General features: G+C 73.9%; 19 protein-coding genes and 1 pseudogene. 15 read left to right on the forward strand and 5 right to left on the reverse strand.

Annotated features, from left to right (window positions below; all coding sequences use genetic code 11):
- Nucleotides 1-287: 287 nt before the first annotated feature.
- Complete coding sequence (locus ACFP3V_RS24080; RefSeq protein WP_380587174.1) at nucleotides 288-1,154, reverse strand: LLM class flavin-dependent oxidoreductase; 867 nt, start codon at nucleotides 1,152-1,154, stop codon at nucleotides 288-290.
- Between the two features lie 190 nt (nucleotides 1,155-1,344).
- Between ACFP3V_RS24080 and ACFP3V_RS24085 the strand changes: the two genes are divergently transcribed.
- The 5 genes and pseudogenes from ACFP3V_RS24085 to ACFP3V_RS24105 all read left to right on the forward strand — a co-directional run bounded on the left by ACFP3V_RS24085 (nucleotide 1,345) and on the right by ACFP3V_RS24105 (nucleotide 6,215).
- Nucleotides 1,345-1,770 (forward strand): nitroreductase/quinone reductase family protein, encoded by a 426-nt coding sequence (locus ACFP3V_RS24085; protein ID WP_380587177.1) that lies wholly within the window; start codon nucleotides 1,345-1,347, stop codon nucleotides 1,768-1,770.
- 70 nt (nucleotides 1,771-1,840) lie between these two features.
- Nucleotides 1,841-2,203: a cytidine deaminase gene (locus ACFP3V_RS24090; RefSeq protein WP_380587180.1), complete on the forward strand. Its 363-nt coding sequence runs from the start codon at nucleotides 1,841-1,843 to the stop codon at nucleotides 2,201-2,203.
- 83 nt (nucleotides 2,204-2,286) lie between these two features.
- On the forward strand, nucleotides 2,287-2,445 hold the full coding sequence (locus ACFP3V_RS24095) for a hypothetical protein (RefSeq protein ID WP_380587183.1): 159 nt from the start codon (nucleotides 2,287-2,289) through the stop codon (nucleotides 2,443-2,445).
- Between the two features lie 162 nt (nucleotides 2,446-2,607).
- The gene (gene era, locus ACFP3V_RS24100) at nucleotides 2,608-3,591 is read left to right on the forward strand and encodes a GTPase Era (protein WP_380587186.1); all 984 of its coding nucleotides are present in this window, start codon (nucleotides 2,608-2,610) and stop codon (nucleotides 3,589-3,591) included.
- A gap of 121 nt (nucleotides 3,592-3,712) precedes the next feature.
- Nucleotides 3,713-6,215, forward strand: a pseudogene (locus tag ACFP3V_RS24105) (beta-glucosidase).
- A gap of 13 nt (nucleotides 6,216-6,228) precedes the next feature.
- Here ACFP3V_RS24105 and ACFP3V_RS24110 read toward each other — a convergent pair.
- Nucleotides 6,229-6,504, reverse strand: coding sequence for a protealysin inhibitor emfourin (locus ACFP3V_RS24110; protein ID WP_380587189.1), 276 nt, complete (start codon nucleotides 6,502-6,504; stop codon nucleotides 6,229-6,231).
- Between the two features lie 332 nt (nucleotides 6,505-6,836).
- On the opposite strand from ACFP3V_RS24110, the gene leuA reads away from it, so the two are divergent.
- The 6 genes from leuA (at nucleotide 6,837) to ACFP3V_RS24140 (ending at nucleotide 15,162) form a co-directional block, all read left to right on the forward strand.
- Nucleotides 6,837-8,615, forward strand: a complete 1,779-nt coding sequence (gene leuA, locus ACFP3V_RS24115) for a 2-isopropylmalate synthase (RefSeq protein ID WP_380587192.1) — start codon at nucleotides 6,837-6,839, stop codon at nucleotides 8,613-8,615.
- 171 nt (nucleotides 8,616-8,786) lie between these two features.
- A complete protein-coding gene (locus ACFP3V_RS24120) occupies nucleotides 8,787-9,458 on the forward strand; it encodes a TerB family tellurite resistance protein (RefSeq protein ID WP_380587195.1) in 672 nt (223 codons plus the stop codon).
- Nucleotides 9,459-9,583: 125 nt separating this feature from the next.
- Nucleotides 9,584-10,039 (forward strand): ATP-binding protein, encoded by a 456-nt coding sequence (locus tag ACFP3V_RS24125; RefSeq protein ID WP_380587198.1) that lies wholly within the window; start codon nucleotides 9,584-9,586, stop codon nucleotides 10,037-10,039.
- A gap of 137 nt (nucleotides 10,040-10,176) precedes the next feature.
- Nucleotides 10,177-13,080, forward strand: a complete 2,904-nt coding sequence (locus tag ACFP3V_RS24130; protein ID WP_380587201.1) for an ATP-binding protein — start codon at nucleotides 10,177-10,179, stop codon at nucleotides 13,078-13,080.
- 469 nt (nucleotides 13,081-13,549) lie between these two features.
- Nucleotides 13,550-14,296, forward strand: a complete 747-nt coding sequence (recO, locus tag ACFP3V_RS24135; RefSeq protein ID WP_380587204.1) for a DNA repair protein RecO — start codon at nucleotides 13,550-13,552, stop codon at nucleotides 14,294-14,296.
- A 5-nt stretch (nucleotides 14,297-14,301) separates the two neighbouring features.
- Nucleotides 14,302-15,162, forward strand: coding sequence for an isoprenyl transferase (locus tag ACFP3V_RS24140; protein ID WP_380587207.1), 861 nt, complete (start codon nucleotides 14,302-14,304; stop codon nucleotides 15,160-15,162).
- On the opposite strand, the gene ACFP3V_RS24145 is transcribed toward ACFP3V_RS24140, so the two are convergent.
- Entirely contained in the window at nucleotides 15,153-15,578 is a 426-nt protein-coding gene (locus tag ACFP3V_RS24145; protein WP_380587215.1) for a Fur family transcriptional regulator, read from the reverse strand. The genes ACFP3V_RS24140 and ACFP3V_RS24145 overlap by 10 nt on opposite strands.
- Before the next feature lie 166 nt (nucleotides 15,579-15,744).
- Here ACFP3V_RS24145 and ACFP3V_RS24150 point away from each other — a divergent pair, with 166 nt between their 5' ends.
- Complete coding sequence (locus ACFP3V_RS24150) at nucleotides 15,745-17,127, forward strand: glycine--tRNA ligase (RefSeq protein WP_380587217.1); 1,383 nt, start codon at nucleotides 15,745-15,747, stop codon at nucleotides 17,125-17,127.
- A gap of 4 nt (nucleotides 17,128-17,131) precedes the next feature.
- Here the strand turns inward: ACFP3V_RS24150 and ACFP3V_RS24155 are convergent, their stop codons facing one another.
- Both ACFP3V_RS24155 and ACFP3V_RS24160 read right to left on the reverse strand, forming a co-directional pair.
- Nucleotides 17,132-17,497 carry a hypothetical protein gene (locus tag ACFP3V_RS24155; RefSeq protein ID WP_380587220.1) on the reverse strand — a complete coding sequence of 122 codons (366 nt, stop codon included), beginning with the start codon at nucleotides 17,495-17,497 and terminating at the stop codon, nucleotides 17,132-17,134.
- Entirely contained in the window at nucleotides 17,494-17,835 is a 342-nt protein-coding gene (locus tag ACFP3V_RS24160) for a hypothetical protein (protein WP_380587223.1), read from the reverse strand. Before ACFP3V_RS24160 ends, ACFP3V_RS24155 begins: the two co-directional genes overlap by 4 nt.
- 164 nt (nucleotides 17,836-17,999) lie before the next feature.
- Here ACFP3V_RS24160 and ACFP3V_RS24165 point away from each other — a divergent pair, with 164 nt between their 5' ends.
- Genes ACFP3V_RS24165 through ACFP3V_RS24175 form a run of 3 tightly spaced genes read left to right on the forward strand, consistent with a single transcriptional unit; the run spans nucleotide 18,000 to nucleotide 20,520 of the window.
- Nucleotides 18,000-19,148 carry a sensor histidine kinase gene (locus tag ACFP3V_RS24165; protein WP_380587227.1) on the forward strand — a complete coding sequence of 383 codons (1,149 nt, stop codon included), beginning with the start codon at nucleotides 18,000-18,002 and terminating at the stop codon, nucleotides 19,146-19,148.
- The gene (locus ACFP3V_RS24170) at nucleotides 19,136-19,780 is read left to right on the forward strand and encodes a response regulator transcription factor (protein ID WP_380587230.1); all 645 of its coding nucleotides are present in this window, start codon (nucleotides 19,136-19,138) and stop codon (nucleotides 19,778-19,780) included. The genes ACFP3V_RS24165 and ACFP3V_RS24170 overlap by 13 nt, the downstream gene beginning before the upstream one ends.
- A complete protein-coding gene (locus ACFP3V_RS24175) occupies nucleotides 19,777-20,520 on the forward strand; it encodes a DUF4097 family beta strand repeat-containing protein (RefSeq protein ID WP_380587233.1) in 744 nt (247 codons plus the stop codon). Before ACFP3V_RS24170 ends, ACFP3V_RS24175 begins: the two co-directional genes overlap by 4 nt.
- The last annotated feature ends 13 nt before the right edge of the window (nucleotides 20,521-20,533 follow it).

A 20,533-nucleotide genomic window follows, 5' to 3' on the forward strand; every position in this document is an offset into this window, starting at 1 on the left:
CGCGGGCGGCGGGTGCCACCCGGCCCGGCCCGGCCCCGCACAGCGCGGCCCGGCTGCCCCCGGCCCCGGCTGCCCCTGGCCTTCGGTGGTGGCCAAGCCTTCGGGGGTGGCCCGGTCTGCGGACGGTGCCTGCCGCGTGTGGGCCTGTGCGGTGGCTGGGAGGTGCCCCCGGATGTGGGGCGCGGGAGGCGGGGCCACGCATCTGGGCCTCCCAGCGGCGCCGTGCGGATGGACCGTCCGCCGGGCCGGCCCTCGCCCATGCCGGGGCAGTGACCGGGGCGAGGACGTTACATCAAGTGGGGCAGGATCTGGGCGACTTGGGTCACCGGCTCCGGGCCCACGGGGCGGAGCACCACGCTGCGGGCGCCCGCCCGCCACAGCGCGCGGACGCGCGACGCCGCCTCCGGGGCGGGGCCGAACGCGGAGTAGACGTCGGCGGGGTCCCGGCCGAGCCACGCGGCCTGGCCCGTCAGGGTCGGGCCCGCGGCCCGCCGCGCCGCGTCCGCGCTCTCGGCCAGGCACAGGAAGGTGAAGACCGTCAGCAGGTGCTCCTCCGGCTTGCGCGCGATGAACTCCCAGGCGCGGGCGAGGTCGTCGGGGCCGTGCCCCTCCGCGACGATGGTGCCGTCGGCGACCCGGCCGGCCAGCGCCAGCGACTTCGGCTGCACCACCCCGGCGACCACCGGGGGCGCCTCCGCCGGCGGGTGCACGAGTTCCAGGCCGTCGATCCGGACCTCCCGCCCCACCAGCTCCACCCGCTCGCCGCGCAGCAGGGCGCGGACCGCCGTGACGGTCTCCTCCAGCAACGACAGCGGCGACCTCGCCCGGGCCCCGACCGACTCCATCCACCCCTGCACGCCGTGCCCCACCCCGGCCACCAGCCGGCCCGGGAAGATCCGCTCCAGCGTGGCGAGTTCCATCGCCAGCAGCGCGGCGTTGCGCAGCGGCGCGGGGGTGATGCCGATGCCGACGCGCAGCCGCTCCGTCGCGCCCAGCGCGGCGGCGGCCGCCGAGACGCCCGCGTTCCAGCCCAAGTCCTCGACGACCCACAGTTCGTCGACGCCGATGCGCTCCATCTCCCGTGCGAACCCTGGCAGTTGCTCGGGCGCCCAGGCCCGGTCGAACATCACGCCGATGCGCTGATCCGAAGTCATGCGGGAACGCTAACGCAGCCCCCGGACAGAGCCCAGGGCGGTGCTCATGCCCGGTGTTCAGGACGTCCCCGGTGGGGAATCCGACACAGGTGGGGCCACCCGGGACGGCGTGGCGTCCGCCGGGCCGCCGCCCGGCGCGCGCAAGACTGGGCCGGGCCAGGGAGCCCACGCGGAACCGGAAGGGGAACCGATGCCCACGCAGGAGGAACGGCGGGCCTGGAACGAGCAGGTCATCCAGGAGTTCCGGGAGAACGGCGGCCGGGTCGGCGGTGCCTTCGCCGGCACGCCGCTGCTGCTGCTCACGACGACCGGCGCGCGGTCGGGGGAGCCGCGCACCAACCCGCTGGCCTGCCGCCGGGAGGGCGAGGACCTGGTCGTCTTCGGCAGCAACGGCGGCCGCACGACGGATCCGGCCTGGGTGCACAACCTGCGGGCGAAGCCGGAGGCGGAGGTGGAGTACGGCACCGCGCGCTTCCCGGTGCTGGCCCGCTTCGCGGAGGGCGAGGAGCGTCGGCGGCTGTGGCAGGCGCAGGTGCACGACGCCCCGGGGTTCGCCGGGTACGCCACCTCGGCCGCACCCCGGGAGATCCCGGTCGTGGTGCTGACCCGGATCTGATCACGATCCGACCCGGATCCGACCGGGTGGGCTCCGCGTCGGTCCGGGGCGCACCCCTATGCTCTGAGCCATGACCGACGACGTGCAGCCCGCCGCCCTGGACCCCGAGGACGCCAAGATCATCACGCTGGCGCGCTCCGCCCGCGCCCGCAACGGCGTGCCCGAGGGCGCGGCGGTCCGCGACGAGACCGGCCGCACCTACGTCGCCGCGACCGTGGCCCTGCCCTCCCTGCGGTTGAGCGCCGTGCAGGTGGCCGTGGCCATGGCCGTCGCCAGCGGCGCGAAGGCGCTGGAGGCGGCGGCGCTGGTCTCCGACGCCGAGCAGGTGGCCGACGCCGACCTGGCCGCCGTCCGCGACCTGTCCCAGCAGGGGACGCACGTCCTGCTCGCCGCCCGCAACGGCGATCTTCGGACGGTCGTCCCGGTCGGCTGACCCGAACTCGCGTTCCGCCGTTGCCCCGATCCGGTTAGGGTCGGGGCATCGTGCTGCGCGGACGGGTCCGGGGAGGGGCTGGCGTGGGGGGTATCGCGTTCATCGCCGGGGTGATCTTCGTCCTGATGGGCATGGGCCACTGGCAGGACACCGGCAACCCGGGATGGCTCACGGCGGCCATCATCGTCGCGCTGTTCACCCTCATCGGCGGAGTGAAGTCGCTCTTCAAGCGCGGCAAGTGACGTCACGTGAGGTCGGGCGTGTCCTTCGGACCAGGCCGGGCGGGCGCCGCCGACGCACGCACCTCGACGACGCCCGCTGATCCGACCTGATCCGGAAGGCACGCCCCACGCCCCCCGGCGGGCCGTCCGCCCTGTCGTCCCGGGCTTCGTTCGTAGGGGAGAATGGGGCGCATGAGCGCACGCCCCCAGCAGCACCGCAGGACCGCCGCCGACTCCGCCCCGGACGGGGCCCAGCCGTACCGGTCGGGCTTCGCCTGCTTCGTCGGGCGGCCCAACGCGGGCAAGTCGACGCTGACGAACGCGCTGGTGGGCACCAAGGTGGCGATCACCTCGGACCGTCCGCAGACCACCCGGCACACGGTGCGCGGCATCGTGCACCGCCCGGACGCGCAGCTCGTGCTCGTGGACACCCCCGGCCTGCACAAGCCGCGCACCCTGCTCGGCGAGCGGCTCAACGACGTCGTGCGCACGACCTGGGCCGAGGTCGACGTGATCGGCTTCTGCCTGCCCGCCGACCAGAAGATCGGACCCGGCGACCGGTTCATCGCCAAGGAGATCGCGGGCATCAAGCGCACGCCCAAGGTCGCCGTCATCACCAAGACGGACCTGGTGGACTCCAAGCGGCTCGCCGAGCAGCTGCTCGCCGTGGCCCAGATGGGCGCCGAGCTGGGGATCGAGTGGGCGGAGATCGTGCCGGTCTCGGCGGTCTCCGGCAAGCAGGTCGAGCTGCTGGTCGACCTGCTCGTGCCGCTGCTGCCCGAGGGCCCGATGCTGTACCCGGACGGGGACCTGACGGACGAGCCCGAGCAGGTGATGGTCGCGGAGCTGATCCGCGAGGCGGCGCTGGAGGGCGTCCGCGACGAACTTCCGCACTCGCTGGCCGTGGTGGTGGAGGAGATGCTGCCGCGCGAGGGGCGCCCGGAGGACCGGCCGCTGCTGGACATCCACGCCAACGTCTACATCGAGCGGCAGAGCCAGAAGGCCATCGTCATCGGCGCGAAGGGGGCGCGGCTGAAGGCCGTGGGCACGGCGGCCCGCCAGCAGATCGAGGCGCTGCTGGGCACGCCCGTCTACCTGGACCTGCACGTCAAGGTCGCCAAGGACTGGCAGCGCGACCCCAAGCAGCTGCGCAAGCTGGGCTTCTGACGCCCCGTCTGCTGACGGTCCCTCGGGGGCGTACGGAGGTCCGCGCCGGGCACACCATCCACCGGGACGATCGAGGGCTCCGCAGCACCCTCGACGCCCGGACCCGAGGAGGAGCCGTCGCATGAGCCACCCCGCCACCGGCCAGCCCGCCACCCCCGACGACGCCCGCCGCGAGGCCGCCGTCGAGGCCGCGCTCGGCAAGCTCGACCTGGCCGCCAAGGTCGCCCTGCTCTCCGGGGCCGACATGTGGTCGCTGCCCGCCAACGAGGACATCGGCCTGGGCCGCCTGGTCATGTCGGACGGCCCGGCCGGCGTCCGCGGTGAGCGCTGGACCGCCGACGACCCCTCCGTGGCCCTCCCCTCGCCCACCGCCCTGGCGGCTGCCTGGGACACCGAACTGGCCCGGCGCACCGGGCGGTTGCTCGCCCAGGAGGCGCGCCGCAAGGGCGCCCACGTCGTCCTCGCGCCCACCGTCAACCTGCACCGCAGTCCGCGCGGCGGCCGCCACTTCGAGGCCTACTCGGAGGACCCGCTGCTCACCGGGGAGATCGGCGCGGCCTACGTCGCGGGCGTGCAGGACGGCGGCGTCGCCACCACGCCCAAGCACTGGGTGGCCAACGACTCGGAGACCGACCGCTACACCGTCGACGTCGTCGCCGACGAGCGCACCCTGCGCGAGCTGTACCTGGCCCCCTTCGAGGCCATCGTCCGCAAGGCGCGGCCGTGGGGCCTCATGGCGGCCTACAACCAGGTCAACGGCGTGTCGATGTGCGCGCACGACGGGCTCAACAACCGGGTGCTGCGCGGGGAGTGGGGGTTCGACGGCGTGCTCGTCTCCGACTGGACCGCCGCGCGGGACACGGTCGCGGACGCGCTCGGCGGTCTGGACGTGGCCATGCCGGGGCCGGTGACCGTCTACGGCGAGCACCTGGTGTCGGCAGTCCGCCGGGGGGACGTCCCCGAGGAGACGATCGACGCACTGGCCCGCCGCGTGCTGCGGCTGGCCGCCCGGGTGGGCCTGCTCGCCGACGCCCCGCCCGCCGTCGCCCCGGCGCAGCTGCCCGCCGGGATCGACGGCGCGGCCCTGGCCCGGGAGATCGCGGTCCGGGGCGCGACCTTGCTGAAGAACGACGGAGTGCTGCCGCTGTCCCCGCACGTCGGTTCGGTCGCGTTGATCGGCGCGGCCGCCTCCGAACCCCGGATCGGCGGCGGTGGATCCGCGCAGGTCTTCCCGGCCCGGATGACCACCCCGCTGGAGGGCCTGCGGGCCGCGCTCCCGCCCGGCACCGCGCTGGTCCACGCCCTCGGCGCCGACCCGCGCACCCACCTCGCCCCGGCCGCCTTCCCGGTCACCGCGCGGCTGCTGGACCACGGCGACACCCGCCTGGCGACGGTCGAACTGCCCGACGGAGCCGCCCGCTGGATCGGGGAACTGCCCGACGGCGTCTCCTTCGCGCACCTCGGCGCCGTCGAACTCACCGGCACGCTCCAGCCCGCGCGCGCCGGGATCCACCGCCTCGGGATCCGCGGGGCGGGGGAGTTCCGCCTGGAGGCGCGGGGCGAGGTCCTCTTCGACGGGGTGGTGCCGCTGGAGGGCACCGACCCGGCCGGGGCCTTCCTCAATCCGCCGGAGCGGGTCTTCGAGCTGGAGCTGGACTCGCTGGAGCCGGTCGAGCTGACGCTGCGCCACACAACGGCCGGGGCAGGGGAGTTGGCCGGGTTCGGCCTGGTCTCCTTCACCCTGGCGCACGGTGAGCCGGTCGGCACCGCCGACGAGCTGATCGAGGAGGCCGTCGCGGCAGCCGCCGCGGCCGACGTGGCCGTGGTCGTCGTGGCCACCACCGAGGAGGTGGAGAGCGAGGGCGTGGACCGTGGCGGACTGGCCCTGCCGGGCCGTCAGGACGAGCTGGTGACCCGGGTGACCGAGGTCAACCCGCGGACGGTCGTCGTCGTCAACGCCGGCGCCCCGGTGCTGCTGCCCTGGCGGGACCGGGGCGGCGGCGGTGCTGCTCACCTGGTTCCCCGGCCAGGAGGGCGGCGCGGCCCTGGCCGACGTGCTCACCGGCGCGGCCGAGCCCGGCGGCCGCCTGCCGACGACCTGGCCCGCCGCGGAGGCGGACGCGCCGGTCTGGGCGGTCGAGCCGGTGAACGGCCGACTCCCCTACGACGAGGGCGTGTTCACCGGCTACGCCGCCTGGGAGCGGCGCGGCACGGTCCAGCCCGCGTACGGCTTCGGACACGGCCTCGGCTACACCGACTGGGAGTACGAGTCCCTGGAACTCGCCCAGCCGGTCCCGGCCGTGGGCCCGTACGACACCGTCGTCGAGGTGGCCGTCCGGGTGCGCAACACCGGGGCGCGCGCCGGGCGGGAGGTCGTCCAGGTCTACCTGGCGCCGGAGGAGCCGGGCGACGACCGTCCGGTCCGCCGGCTGGCCGGCTTCGCCGTGGTGACGGCGGACCCCGGCGAGGCCGTCGAGGCCCGCATCCGCCTGGAGCGCCGGTCCTTCGAGACCTGGACGGACGGTTCCGGCTGGACCCCGCGCCCGGGCGGCTACCGCGTCGAGGCGGGACGCTCCCTCGCGGACTGCCGCCTGGCGGCGTCGATCCCGGTGCCGCTCAGCTGAACGGAGGCGCCGGTCAGAACGCCCCCACCTGGCCCAGGACCAGGGCCACCAGCTCCCGCTGACTGCCGGTCAGGTTCGGCTCCGCGCAGTGGCCCACCGGCCGCTCGTCGACCCGGATCTCGTAGTGGAACGCGTCCGGGCGCGGAAAGGGGACCTGGGCGGAGCCGCACGCGCCCAGGGCCTCCCGGACCACCGCGTGGATGTGGGGGGCGTCAGGCCGGCCCTCCGTGTCGAGCAGGACGCAGAGCGGTGCCGCGAGACCCCCGGTGCGGGTGACCTGTATGCGCATAGTGGTCAGTCTGCAACGCGGAGTGGCCGCCGGGACAGTCCTCCCAGCTTCCGGTTCGGTCTCCGAATCATGTGCGCCACGTGAAGGAGAGGCGTTCGTCTCAGTGGGCGGACGAAACCGGGGTGCTTGCTGCGTCGGCCCGCCGCTCTCGGCTAGGGTGGCAGCACCATGCGTTACGGGCTGCTTCTTCTTAGCTGCCGCGGCGAGGGCCTGCGATAAGGCCGACTCCCTCGCCGCGGGGACTCGCGCTGTGCGCTCAGAGACGCTCCACACCAGCGTCGGCCGTCACGGAAGTCCCGGATCAACGCAGCCAGGGAAGCAGGAAAGACATCATGGCCAACGAGCCCGCCCAGCCCATGTTCCACGAGCGCCCCACCCCGGTCACCGCCGACACCGTCGCGCAGCGGCCCAGCGGGATGCCGTTCGAGCGCTACCGCCCCTTCCCCACCGTGGACCTGCCGGACCGCACCTGGCCGTCCAAGGTGATCACGAAGGCCCCGCGCTGGCTCTCCACCGATCTGCGCGACGGCAACCAGGCGCTGATCGACCCGATGTCCCCGGTACGCAAGCGGGCCATGTTCGACCTGCTGGTACGTCTGGGCTACAAGGAGATCGAGGTCGGCTTCCCGGCCTCCGGCGCCACCGACTTCGACTTCGTCCGCTCGATCATCGAGGACGACGCGATCCCCGAGGACGTGACCATCTCCGTCCTGACCCAGGCCCGCGAGGACCTGATCGCCCGCACCGTCGAGTCGCTGCGCGGCGCCCACCGGGCCACCGTCCACCTGTACAACGCCACTTCGCCGATGTTCCGCCGGGTCGTCTTCAAGGCGTCCAAGGAGGACGTGAAGAACATCGCCGTGGACGGCACCCGCCTGGTGATGGAGTACGCCGAGAAGATCCTGGGCGACGACACCGTCTTCGGCTACGAGTACTCGCCCGAGATCTTCATCGACACCGAGCTGGACTACGCGCTGGAGGTCTGCGAGGCGGTCATGGACGTCTGGCAGCCCGCCGCCGGCCGCGAGATCATCCTGAACCTGCCGACCACCGTCGAGCGGTCCACCCCGAACGTCTACGCCGACAAGATCGAGTGGATGTCGCGGAACCTGTCCCGCCGTGAGTTCGTCTGCCTGTCCTCGCACCCGCACAACGACCGCGGCACCGGCGTGGCCTCCGCCGAGCTGGCCATCATGGCCGGCGCCGACCGCGTCGAGGGCTGCCTGTTCGGGCAGGGCGAGCGCACCGGCAACCTGGACCTGGTCAACGTCGGGCTGAACCTGTTCTCGCAGGGCGTGGACCCGCAGATCGACTTCTCTGACATCGACGAGATCCGCCGCACCTGGGAGTACTGCAACCAGATGCAGCTGGCGGAGCGTCACCCCTACGTCGGCGACCTGGTGTTCACCTCCTTCTCCGGCTCCCACCAGGACGCCATCAAGAAGGGCTTCGACCAGCTGGAGGTCGACGCGGCCGAGGCCGGCGTCCCGGTCTCCGCCTACACCTGGGACATGCCCTACCTGCCGATCGACCCGAAGGACGTGGGCCGCTCCTACGAGGCGGTCATCCGGGTCAACAGCCAGTCCGGCAAGGGCGGCATCTCCTACGTGCTGAAGCAGGACCACAAGCTGGACCTGCCGCGCCGGATGCAGATCGAGTTCTCCAAGATCATCCAGGCCAAGACCGACGCCGAGGGCGGCGAGGTGACGCCGGCTCAGATCTGGTCCGTCTTCGAGGACGAGTACCTGCCCACCCCGGCCACCCCGTGGGGCCGCATCCAGCTGCGCTCGCACCAGTCCTCCAGCACCGCGGACGGCCGGGACACCATCACCGTGGACGCCACCGTGGACGGCGCCGACACCGTGCTGACCGCCACCGGCAACGGCCCGCTGGACGCGTTCGTCGCCGCCCTGGGCGGGATCGACGTGGACGTGCGGGTGCTGGACTACGCCGAGCACACCATGAGCCAGGGCTCCGGCGCCCAGGCCGCCTCCTACGTGGAGTGCGCGGTGGACGGCAAGGTCGTCTGGGGCATCGGCATCGACACCTCGATCGTCCGCGCCTCGATCAAGGCCGTCGTCTCCGCCGTCAACCGGGCGCAGCGCGACTGACCCGATCTGACCACTCACGTTCGCCCCTGGCCGAAAGCCAGGGGCGAATGTGCTCTACGCCACAAAAACTTGCCCGCAGACGCGCACACAGTGCTGACATGTCGTCACTCAGATGGCAGCATGAGGGTCCCCCGACACCGCGGTCGGGCAGGCAGCAGGGAGTGTGGTGCCGTGGCAGTTTCCGTCGCGCTTTCCCTCGTGGGCGTCCGCTGGAGCACCCAGGTCCGGGGCGAGTTCTTCTGCCCGGGCTGCGGCGGCGACCGCAACTACCGACGCCAGACCGGCCGCCGCTGGCTACGCCTGCTCGGCGTCCCGCTGCTGCCGCTCGGCGACGCGGGCAGCAGCTTGCAGTGCGCGACCTGCCACGAACGCTACGGGCTCGACGCCCTCGAACGCCCTACCTGCACCGCCCTGTTGGCGATGCTGCGGAACGCGCACTGGGCGGTCGCCCTCGCCCTGCTCGCCGCCGGCGGCTCAGCCGCCCCGACCGCGCGGCGGGTCGCGCTGACCACGCTGCGTGAGGCGGGCCACGAGGAGCTGGACGAGGCCCGGCTGCTGGAGATGCTGGCCCAGCTGACCGACGACTCCCCGCTGGACGACGTGTACGGCTGCGGCTCCGCGCTGGCGGTCGAACTCCACACGGCGCTGGAGCCGTTGACGCCCCATCTGCTCGCCCCGGGCCTGGAGCGGCTGCTGCTGCAGGGCGCGTGGATCGCCCTGGCCGACGGCCCCTACCGGCCTCGGGAGCGGGAGGCGCTCGCGGCCGTCGGCCGCGTCCTCGGCCTCGCCGAGGCCCGCACGCAGGCGCTGCTGCTCGCCGCGGAGCACACCCCGCACCAGTGACGGCGCCGCGCGCGGTTCCGCGTCCGCTTTCTTTGCGTATCCGTAGTTCTGCGTATCCCGGATGACGGTGGGTCGGCTCCGGGGGTGGAGTGGTGGAGTCGGGCCACCACCCCACAGGAGCCGCCATGATCGCCAGCGAGTCCGTCCGGAGCGCCGCAGCGGAAGCCCCGCCCGGCCGTCCCCGCCCGGGCCCCGGTCCCGCCGCCTGCTGCCTGCCCGCGGTACCGGCCTCCGTCCCACGGCTGCGCCGGTTCGCCCGGGCCACGGCCGCGCGCTGGGGACTGCCGGACGGCGTCCAGGACCCACTGGCCCTGGTCGTCACCGAGCTGGCCGCCAACGCGGTGCGCCACAGCGGCAGCCCGGACGTCGCCCTGCTGCTCAGCACCGACGGCTTCACGGTGACCGTCGAGGTGCGCGACACCGGCCGCTGGCGGGTGGCGAGCCCGGCGGGCGAGCCGGACCAGGCCTGCGGAGGCCGCGGCCTGCCGCTGGTCCGCGCCTTCGCCGCGGACTGGACCCTCTGGCGCACCCCCGGCGGCACCCTGGCCGTCGCCGAGCTCGTCGTCCTGCCGGACCGCTGACCGGTCCCGACCGCTGACCTGCGCGGATCTGACGCGCGGCGCTTGCCCCCGCCGACGCACCGGCCTAGCCTGACCGGCACCGGGCGGATGCGGCTGACTGCCGCCGTCCGGGAGCCGTCAGCAAGGCAGGTGATTCCGTGGGCCTCGACCCCCTTCCTCAGGCCGTGCCGGTCGGCGGCGGCTTCCGGTTCGTGGGCCGCCGACGCGAACTCGCCCTGCTGCGCGCGGCGATCGAGCACCCGCCGGCCGTGGTGCTGGTCGAGGGCGAGGCCGGGATCGGCAAGTCGCGGCTGGTCCGCGAGGCCACCGCGGGCCTGCCCGGACCGCCCGTGCTGACCGGCTTCTGCCACCCGCTGCGGGAGCCCTTCCCCTTCGGCCCGGTCGTCGACGCGCTGCGCAAGGCCGGCCCGCTGCTTCCCCCGGCCGACGCCATCGCCCCCAGCGCCGGAGCCCTGGTCCCGCTCCTCCCCGACCTGGCCGACCGGCTCCCGCCCCGGCTGCCGCGCCCCGACGACCCCGGCTCGGCCCGCCAGCAACTCGTCCTCGCCGTGCGCTCGTTCCTCACCGCCCTGGGCCCGGCCGTGGTGGTCATCGAGGACCTGCACTGGGCCGACGAGGCCACCCGCGAGCTGATCCTGCTGCTCAACCGGGACCTGCCGCAGCAGCTCGCCCTCGTCGTCACCTACCGCGCCGACGACATGCCCGCCGGGGCGCCGCCGCTGGGCAGCGCCTACCGGCGCTCGCCCGGAGCGGCCGGCGTGCGGATCCACCTCGAGCCGCTGTCCGAGCAGGACGTGCGCGAGCTGGCCCGCGACGCCCTAGGCGAGGACGCCGGCTCCGCCCTGGTGGGCGTCCTCTACCAGCGCAGCGAGGGGCTCCCGCTGATCGCGGAGGAGGACCTGCTGACCGTCACCGAGCACAGCCACCACCCCTCCGGACAGGCCGACCTCGCCACCCGGCTGGAGCACGCCGAGATCCCCGGCAGCCTGCGCGAGGCCGTCACCGAGCGGCTGGCCGCGCTCTCGGAGCGGGGAGCGGCCGTCGCCGCGGCCGCCGCCGTCCTGGCCGTCCCCGCCCCCGAACCGCTGATCAGCCAGGTCGCCGGACTCACGGCCGACGGGGGCGCGGAAGGACTGACCGAGGCGCTGGGCGCGGCCCTGCTCCAGGAGACCGCCGGCCACCGGTACGTCTACCGGCACGTGCTCGCCCAGCAGGCCGCCTACCAGTACCTGCCCGGGCCGCAGCGCAGGCGGCTGCACCACCGCGCCCTGGAGGCGCTGCAGGCCCAACAGCCGCCGCCGCTGGTGCAGATCGCCCACCACACGCTCGCCCTCGGCAACCGGGACGCCTGGCTGCCTCAGGCCCAGGCCGCCGCCGACCAGGCCGTCGAGCTCGGGGACCACGGCACCGCCGCCGCGCTGCTGCACCAGATCCTGGACACGCCCGAGCTCCAGCCCGAACCGCGCTCCCGGGCCGCGCTCACCCTGGCCCGCATCGCCGTCAACGGCGTCGACCTGGCCGGCAACGCCGCCGCACTGCGCCGGATCCTGGCGGACCCGCACCTGCCGGCGACCACCCGCGGCGACATCCGGCTCAGCCTGGGCCTGCTGATGGTCAACCACGGCTCCGACCGCACCGGGCACGGGGAGATCGAACGCGCCGTCAGGGAACTGCGCCACTGCCCCGAGCGCGCCGCCCGGGGCATGGTCGCGCTCGCCATGAACGAGCGCGGCGACAGCGCCGACCAGGCCTGGACCTGGCTGGAGCGCGCCGAGGAGACCGTCCGCGACGGGCCCTACGAGGCCATGCGCGCCACCGTCCGCGCCACTCGGCTCAGCCTGCTCGCCCGGGAGGCGGACCCGGACGTCTGGCCGTTCCTCGACGACCTGCCGCGCCGCGCGGATGACCCGGAGGTCCTCCGGCAGACCGCCCGGGCCCTCTACAACGTCGGCGAACTGGCCGTCGAGACCGGCCACGACCGGCGCGGCAGAGCCCTGCTGACGGAGGCTCAGGCGCTCGCCAGGGACGCCGGCATCCCGCACCTGGAGTGCTACAGCCGCATCGCGCTGCTGCGCCTGGACGGACTGGCCGGCCACTGGGCGGAGCTGGAACGGGACTTCGCGCTGCTGATCGACGAGTACCCCGACATCGGCATGGCCCGCGAGGAGCGCGCCCTGGCCGGCGCCCGCCTGGCGATCGCCCGTGGCCGCCAGGCCCGGGCCTTGGAGTGGCTGCAGGAGGCCGCCGACTTCGGCGCCCGCGGCACCCAGGTGACCGTCAGCTGCCGCGCGGCGGCCGAGACCGCGGCCCTCCGCCTGGCCCAGGACGCCCCGGCGGCGGCCTGGGGCGCCGCCCTCGCCGCCGTCACGGACCTGCGCGGCGCCCGCGCCTGGCCCCGTGCCACCGGCCTGCTGCCGGTCGCCGTCGAGTCCGCCCTCGCCTGCGCCGATCGGGACGCCGCCGAGCAGCTCGCCGACGAGGCCGAACAGCAGCTCAAGGGCCGGGACGCCCCCGGCGCGACGGCCGAACTCCACTGCGCCCGGGGCCTGTTGCTGGAGGCGGCCGACCCGGCGGGGGCCGCCGAGCAGTTCGCCCACGCCCGGTGCGACTGGGACGCGATCGGCCGCCCCTACGAGAGCGCCCGCGCGGCCGAGCGCCAGGGCCGGGCGCTGGCCGGAAGCCGGCCGGAGGAGTCCGCGGAGCCCCTGGGCCAGGCGGTCCGCACCTTCGAACACCTCGGCGCCACGGCGGACGCGGCCCGCTGCCAGCGGACGCTGCGCGAGCTGGGCCTGCGCGCCCCGGCGTCCCGAGGGCGTCGCAGTTACGGCAGCGAGCTCTCGCCCCGCGAACTCCAGGTGGCGGAACTGCTCGCGCGGGGCGCGACCAACCGCGACATCGCGGAAGCGCTGTTCCTGTCCCCGCGGACCGTCGAGCAGCACGTCGCCCACGTCCTGAAGAAGCTCGACGTCCCCCGACGGCACGTCAAGTCCGCCCTCGCCCACCACGCACCCCCCAAGGGGCGCGAGGAACTGCGCGAGTGACCCACCACCCGGGGAGGTCCGTCCCGCACACGGCGCCGGACCTCCGCGGGTGGTGTGCCGGCCGCGCCCACGCGGCGGAGCCGCACATGTCGGCGGCCTCGCGCCCCTGACGGGCGCGCCCTCGCCCACCACGCACCTCCCAAGGGGCGCGAGGAACTGCGCGAGTGACCCACCACCCGGGGAGGTCCGTCCCGCACACGGCGCCGGACCTCCGCGGGTGGTGTGCTCATCGCGCACTTCTCGCGCCCCTGACGGGCCTCGCGCCCCTGACGGGCCTCGNCGGGGAGGTCCGTCCCGCACACGGCGCCGGACCTCCGCGGGTGGTGTGCTCATCGCGCACTTCTCGCGCCCCTGACGGGCCTCGCGCCCCTGACGGGCCTCGCGCCCCTGACGGGCCTTGCGCCCCTGACGGGCCTTGCGCCCCTGACGGGCCTTCGGCCCCTGGGGCGGTGCATGGACAATGGGGTGCATGACTCTGATCCGGGACGATGGCGTGGTGCTGCGCACCCAGAAGCTGGGGGAGGCCGACCGGATCATCACCCTGCTGACGCGGCAGCACGGCCGCGTGCGCGCCGTCGCCCGGGGGGTGCGCAAGACGAAGTCGAAGTTCGGGGCCCGGCTCGAACCCTTCTCCCACGTGGACGTCCAGTTCTTCACCCGCGGCACCGAACTCGTCGGACGCCACCTCGCGCTCTGCACCCAGGTGGAGACCATCGCCCCCTACGGCGGACGGATCGTCAGCGACTACGGCCGCTACACCGCCGGGACGGCCATGCTGGAGACCGCCGAGCGCTTCACCGAGAACGAGGGCGAGACCGCCACCCAGCAGTACCTGCTCCTCGTCGGCGCGCTGCGCACCCTCGCCTCGGGCGGACACGAACCGCACCTGGTCCTCGACGCGTTCCTGCTGCGCTCCCTCGCCGTCAACGGCTACGCGCCCTCCTTCGACGACTGCGTCCGCTGCGGGCTGCCCGGACCCAACCGGTTCTTCTCGGTGCAGACCGGCGGCGCCCTCTGCGGCGACTGCCGGGTGCCGGGGAGTGTCGTACCCTCCCCTGAGACACTGGAGCTGCTGGGCGCGCTGCTGTCCGGCGACTGGGAGACCGCGGACGCCTGCGAACCGCGCCACGCCCGCGAGGGCAGTGGGCTGGTCGCAGCCTACGTCCAGTGGCACCTGGAGCGCGGGCTCCGTTCACTGCGATACGTGGAGAAGTAGCGGCGATGGCGACGGCAAGGCGATCGATCTTCGGCGGCGGCAAGCGGCGTGAGTACCTTCCGCCGAGTCCCCACCCCAGCGGTGCGCAGCCGCCCAAGATCCCCGGGGAGCTGGTCCCCGAGCACGTCGCCATCGTCATGGACGGCAACGGTCGCTGGGCCAAGGAGCGCGGGCTGCCGCGCACGGAGGGGCACAAGGTCGGCGAGGCCGTCGTGCTCGACGTCCTCAAGGGCTGCCTCGAACTGGGCGTCAGGAACCTCTCCCTGTACGCCTTTTCCACCGAGAACTGGAAGCGCTCGCCCGACGAGGTGCGCTTCCTGATGAACTTCAACCGCGACGTCATCCACCGCCGCCGCGACGAGATGAACGCGATGGGCATCCGGATCCGCTGGGCCGGCCGCATGCCGCGGCTGTGGAAGAGCGTGGTCCAGGAGCTCCAGGTCGCCGAGGAGATGACCAAGGACAACGACGCCATGACCCTCTACATGTGCGTCAACTACGGCGGCCGGGCCGAGATCGCCGACGCCGCCGCCGCGCTCGCCGAGGACGTCGCGGCCGGGCGGCTGGACCCGAAGAAGGTCAACGAGAAGACCTTCGCCCGGTACCTCTACCACCGCGACATGCCCGACGTGGACCTGTTCATCCGGCCCAGCGGCGAGCAGCGCACCTCCAACTTCCTGCTCTGGCAGTCGGCTTACGCGGAGATGGTGTTCCAGGACGTGCTCTGGCCGGACTTCGACCGGCGCGACCTGTGGCGGGCCTGCGAGGAGTTCGCCATGCGCGACCGCCGTTACGGCGGCGCCGTCCCCAACGAGGTGGCCAACGCCAACGACGTGCCCGCGCAGGTGCAGCCCGCTCAGTCCTGACCGGACTCCGCCTCCGCCGCGCACTGCGTGCAGGTGCCGAAGATCTCCAGGGTGTGCGCCACGTCCACGAAGCCGTTCTCGGCGGCCACGGTGTCGGCCCAGCGCTCCACCGCCGGGCCCTCCACCTCCACCGTCCGGCCGCAGTTGCGGCAGACCAGGTGGTGGTGGTGGCCGCTGGAGCAGCGGCGGTAGACGGCCTCGCCGTCGTCGGTGCGCAGCACGTCGATCTCGCCGGCGTCGGCCAGGGACTGCAGCGTGCGGTAGACGGTGGTCAGCCCGACCGAGTCGCCGCGGTGCTTGAGCAGGTCGTGCAGCTCCTGGGCGCTGCGGAAGTCGTCGACCTCGGCCAGTACGGCGGCCACCGCGGTGCGCTGGCGGGTCGACCGGGCGGGGGAGGACGGCTTGGCGGCGGTCACCGGAACTCCTGACGGCTCGTCGGACGGCTGGTGGGGGACGTGCCTGCCATTGTGCCAGCCCGGCCGGGGGCGTCCGGGGAAACCGATTTGGAACGGGCCCGGCGCGGCCCGGTAGCCTGAGGTATTCGGTTTCCGTTGTAGATCCGTCGTACCTGAAGAGAGCACTGTGGCCGCCGACAAGATCGACACCATCGTCAGCCTGAGCAAGCGCCGTGGCTTCGTCTACCCCTGTAGCGAGATCTACGGCGGACAGCGCGCCGCCTGGGACTACGGTCCGCTGGGCGTGGAGCTCAAGGAGAACATCAAGCGCCAGTGGTGGCGTGCGATGGTCACCGGCCGGGAGGACGTCGTCGGTCTCGACTCGTCCGTGATCCTGGCCCGCGAGGTCTGGGAGGCGTCCGGCCACGTCGCCACCTTCAACGACCCGCTCACCGAGTGCACCTCCTGCCACAAGCGGTTCCGCGCGGACCACCTGGAGGAGGCCTACGAGGCCAAGCACGGCCGGCTGCCGGCCAACGGCCTGGCCGACATCAACTGCCCGAACTGCGGCACCAAGGGCCAGTTCACCGAGCCCAAGCAGTTCTCCGGCATGCTCAAGACCCACCTCGGCGTCACCGAGGACGCCTCCGGCCTGGCCTACCTGCGCCCGGAGACCGCGCAGGGCATCTTCATCAACTTCGCCGCCGTGCAGACCACTTCGCGCAAGAAGCCGCCGTTCGGCATCGCCCAGACCGGCAAGAGCTTCCGCAACGAGATCACGCCGGGCAACTTCATCTTCCGCACCCGCGAGTTCGAGCAGATGGAGATGGAGTTCTTCGTCAAGCCGGGCGACGACGAGAAGTGGCACGAGTACTGGCTGCAGGAGCGCTGGAACTGGTACACCGGCCTCGGCATGCGCGAGGAGAACATGCGCTTCTTCGAGCACCCGAAGGAGAAGCTCTCCCACTACGCCAAGCGCACCGTGGACATCGAGTACCGCTTCAACTTCGGCGGCACCGAGTTCAGCGAGCTCGAGGGCGTGGCCAACCGCACGGACTACGACCTCACCCAGCACAGCGAGGCCTCCGGCGTCGACCTCAAGTACTTCGACCAGGAGTCCGGCGAGCGCTGGTACCCCTACGTCATCGAGCCGGCCGCCGGTCTGAACCGCGCCATGCTGGCCTTCCTGCTCGACGCCTACCGCGAGGACGAGGCCCCCAACGCCAAGGGCGTGATGGAGAAGCGCGTCGTCATGCGCCTCGACCCGCGCCTGGCCCCGGTCAAGGTCGCCGTGCTGCCGCTGTCGCGCAACGCCGACCTGTCCCCGAAGGCCCGCGGCCTGGCCGACGCCCTGCGCAAGCACTGGAACGTCGAGTTCGACGACGCCGGCGCCATCGGCCGCCGCTACCGCCGCCAGGACGAGATCGGCACGCCGTACTGCGTGACCGTCGACTTCGACACCCTGGACGACAACGCCGTGACCGTGCGCGAGCGCGACACCATGGCGCAGGAGCGGGTCTCCCTGGACCAGATCGAGGGCTACCTCGCGTCCCGGCTGATCGGCTGCTGAACCGTCAGGCGGCCAGCCGCACGCCCAGCCGCCCGGTTACCGGGCGCGCTGGGCGGGCGTTGGCCCGCGCCGCGGTCAGCAGGCAGGAGACCGCGAGCGGGAGCTCGATCAACAGGGCCATCAGCCACGCCTGAGTGAGACCGGGGCCGGTCGCCGTCGCCGTGTCCAGCGCGGCGTCCAGGAGCAGCAGGCCCGCCGTGGCCAGCGCGGCGGACCGGGCGAGCGCCCCGGCGGCGAGACCGGTCGTGACCAGTCCGGCGGCCTCCGCCGCGTCCAGGGCCACCCAGTTCCACTCGCCGCTCGCCGCCAGCAGGCACATCCACGGGAGCAGGGCCAGGCCCAGACCCGCGTACAGGGCACGCCCGTTCACCGCGACCACCCCGCCCGCACCCGCACCCGTTCCGCGTCCGCGCTGACCCAGCTGCCGTCCAGCGGGGCCTGGGCGACCCAGAAGGCCTCGCCCACCGGTCGCGGACGGACCGTCAACTCCCCGAAGCGGACGGCCGGGAGGCCGCCGTCCGGGGTGCGCAGCCCCCAGGCCAGCGCCGTGCCCTCGCCGCGCCGCGCTCCGCGCAGCACCCGGCGGGCCAACTGCGCGTCCACCAGGACGTCGACCAGCAGGCCGCGGTTGTAGACCTCGAGCGCCGACCGTCCCCGCGTCCCGCGGGCCAGCCGCACCGACCACGGACCGTCCAGCCAGGGCTCCATGGGAGCCACCCCCTTCGCATCTCTCCCGATGCGATCAACTCTCCTGGCGCGGACCGTTCGTGTCGGTAAAGCCGTTGCCCGAACCGGGGTGGAGCCAGCACCACCCCCGGGCCGGCAGCACGGTTCATGGCAGGTCAGCGGCCCGGCCCCCTAGGCTGCTGCGCATGTCGACCTCCACGGCGCTGCGCGTCGTCCTCGGGCCCCTGCACCCGAGGACCTGGCGGGACGGGGCCTTCCTGGCCGCCGGCACCGCGCTCGCGCTGCCCTTCCTGCTGGCACCGTTCTTCGTGCCGACGCTGACCGCGCTGCAGCGCAGCCGGTTCGAGAGCCTGCTCGGCGTGGCGATACCCGCCGACCTGCGCCCGGACCGGGCCGCCTGGCTGCGCCGGCTGGCCTACCACGGGCTGTGCGCGCCGGCGATCGCGCTCGGCGCGGTCGCCGTGCTGGCCACCTGGCCGGCCGCGCTGCTCGCCCTGAGCGCGCCGGGATGGCTGAGGTACGCGCCGGGGGACCACAGTTGGGGCGCCGGCAAGGGCTACGTCATCGTGGCCTCGGCCTCGATCCTCGGCGTCTGGGCCGCCGGAGCCCTCGCCGGACTGCTGGTGCACGCCGACCGGCTCGCCGCGCAGACGCTGCTCGGCCCGGACCGGGTCCGGGCCCTGGCCGAGCGGGTCGAGACGCTGGCGGAGAGCCGTGCCGAGGTCGTCGACGCGGCCGACGCGGAGCGGCGCCGGATCGAGCGCGACCTGCACGACGGCGCCCAGCAGCGGCTCGTCTCCCTCTCCATGAACCTGGGCCTGGCCCGTCGCGCCATGCGGAGCCTGTCCCCGGACGAGAAGGCGGCCCACGCCGAGGCCGCCATGGCCGAGGCGCACGCCGAGGCGCAGGCCGCCATCGCCGAACTGCGGGACCTGGTCCGGGGACTGCACCCGGTGGTGCTCGACGACCGGGGTCTGGACGCCGCCCTGTCCGGCGTCGCCGCCCGTGCGCCGATCCCCGTCTCGCTCCAGGTGGAGCTGGACCGGCGGGCCGCCCCGACGGTCGAGGCGGTCGCCTACTTCGTCGTCTCCGAGGCGCTCGCCAACATCGCCAAGCACGCCCGCGCCTCGCGCGCCGAGGTCGTCGTCCGGCGCACCGGCGAGCTGCTGCGGATCACCGTCACCGACGACGGCGTCGGCGGCGCCGACCCGGCCAAGGGCACCGGACTGGCCGGGCTGCGCCAGCGCGCCGCCTCCGTGGACGGAACCCTCGCCCTCTCCAGCCCCGTTGGGGGCCCGACCCGACTCACCGTGGAGCTGCCGTGCGAGCTGTGATCGCCGAGGACTCGGTCCTGCTGCGAGCCGGACTGGTCAAGGTCCTGGAAGCCGTGGGCTACCAGGTCCTGGCCGCCGTCGACGACGCCGAGCAGCTGCTCACGGCCGTCGGGGAGCACCGGCCCGACGTGGTGGTGACCGACGTGCGGATGCCGCCCGGCTTCACCGACGAGGGCGTGCGCGCGGCGCTGCTGATCCGCCGTCAGTGGCCGGACGTGGCGCTGCTGCTGCTCTCCCAGTACGTCGAGGAGCGCTACGCCGCCGACCTGCTGACCGGGAACACCCGCGGCATCGGCTACCTGCTCAAGGAGCGGGTGGGCAATGTCGACGACTTCCTCGACGCCCTGGAGCGGGTCGCGGGCGGCGGCACCGCGCTGGACCCGGAGGTCGTCTCCCAGCTGCTGCTGCGCCGCCAGACCGGGCCGCTGGACCAGTTGACGCCCCGTGAGCGGGAGGTGCTCGGACTGATGGCCGAGGGCCGCAGCAACGCCGCGATCGCGCAGACGCTGTTCGTCAGCGAGAGCGCGGTGGCCAAGCACATCAACAGCATCTTCACCAAGCTCGACCTGGCCCCGACCGAGGGCGAGCACCGCCGGGTGATGGCCGTCCTGCGCTTCCTGGAGGAGTCATGAGCGACAACGGGCGTCCCACTCGGGCGGGTTCGCACCGAGGCGCCTGGCTGCTGCTCGCCGCGGTGATGACCGCGGTGATCGCCGCGGACACCGCGCTGCTCGTGGTCCCGGCCATCGCCGCACAGGACGAGGACCACCAGCGCAGCTGGCACGGCGCGATCACCGCCGTCGAGATCGACGGCGGCTCGGCGGGCGTCACCCTGCGCTCGGGCCGGTCCGGGCAGGCCCGGGTCACGGAGCACCTGCACTGGACCTACCGCAAGCCGCGGGTCGAGCAGACACTGGAGGGCGGGGTGCTCCGGCTCAGCGTCCACTGCGACGACGTCCCCGTCCCCGGCGCGAGCTGCGACGTCAACCTGGACCTGCGGATCCCGCGCGACGCGGCGGTGCGGGTGGACGTCTCCTCCGGGGCCGTCGAGGCCCGGGACCTGGCGGGCGACCTGTCGGTGCGTCTGGACACCGGCCCGATCGACGGCTACGGCCTGCTCGCGGCGCATGTCGAGGCCCGGACGGTCAGCGGCCCGATCGACCTGACCTTCGCCGACGCCCCCAAGGACGTCAGCGCCACGGCGGTGGACGGCCCTGTGGACGTCTCCGTCCCGCAGGGCAGCCACTACGCCGTCACCGCCACCTCCACGGTGGGCGGCGCGAGCGTCGACGACGGCCTGGACTCCCCGGGCGCGACGGCCCGGATCACCGCCAAGGCCGTCAACGGCCCGGTGGACGTCAGCTGGCACTGACGGGCTGTCAGGC

It is taken from the genome of Streptacidiphilus monticola (assembly GCF_042658505.1).
Classification (GTDB): domain Bacteria; phylum Actinomycetota; class Actinomycetes; order Streptomycetales; family Streptomycetaceae; genus Streptacidiphilus; species Streptacidiphilus monticola.

Bases quoted from the DNA above. Each gene is read 5' to 3' on its own strand.
- ACFP3V_RS24080 (WP_380587174.1), bottom strand. From the start codon at position 1,154: ATGACTTCGGATCAGCGCATCGGCGTGATGTTCGACCGGGCCTGGGCG.
- ACFP3V_RS24085 (WP_380587177.1), top strand. From the start codon at position 1,345: ATGCCCACGCAGGAGGAACGGCGGGCCTGGAACGAGCAGGTCATCCAG.
- ACFP3V_RS24090 (WP_380587180.1), top strand. From the start codon at position 1,841: ATGACCGACGACGTGCAGCCCGCCGCCCTGGACCCCGAGGACGCCAAG.
- era (WP_380587186.1), top strand. From the start codon at position 2,608: ATGGGGCGCATGAGCGCACGCCCCCAGCAGCACCGCAGGACCGCCGCC.
- ACFP3V_RS24110 (WP_380587189.1), bottom strand. From the start codon at position 6,504: ATGCGCATACAGGTCACCCGCACCGGGGGTCTCGCGGCACCGCTCTGC.
- leuA (WP_380587192.1), top strand. From the start codon at position 6,837: ATGGCCAACGAGCCCGCCCAGCCCATGTTCCACGAGCGCCCCACCCCG.
- ACFP3V_RS24125 (WP_380587198.1), top strand. From the start codon at position 9,584: ATGATCGCCAGCGAGTCCGTCCGGAGCGCCGCAGCGGAAGCCCCGCCC.
- recO (WP_380587204.1), top strand. From the start codon at position 13,550: ATGACTCTGATCCGGGACGATGGCGTGGTGCTGCGCACCCAGAAGCTG.
- ACFP3V_RS24140 (WP_380587207.1), top strand. From the start codon at position 14,302: ATGGCGACGGCAAGGCGATCGATCTTCGGCGGCGGCAAGCGGCGTGAG.
- ACFP3V_RS24160 (WP_380587223.1), bottom strand. From the start codon at position 17,835: ATGGAGCCCTGGCTGGACGGTCCGTGGTCGGTGCGGCTGGCCCGCGGG.
- ACFP3V_RS24165 (WP_380587227.1), top strand. From the start codon at position 18,000: ATGTCGACCTCCACGGCGCTGCGCGTCGTCCTCGGGCCCCTGCACCCG.
- ACFP3V_RS24175 (WP_380587233.1), top strand. From the start codon at position 19,777: ATGAGCGACAACGGGCGTCCCACTCGGGCGGGTTCGCACCGAGGCGCC.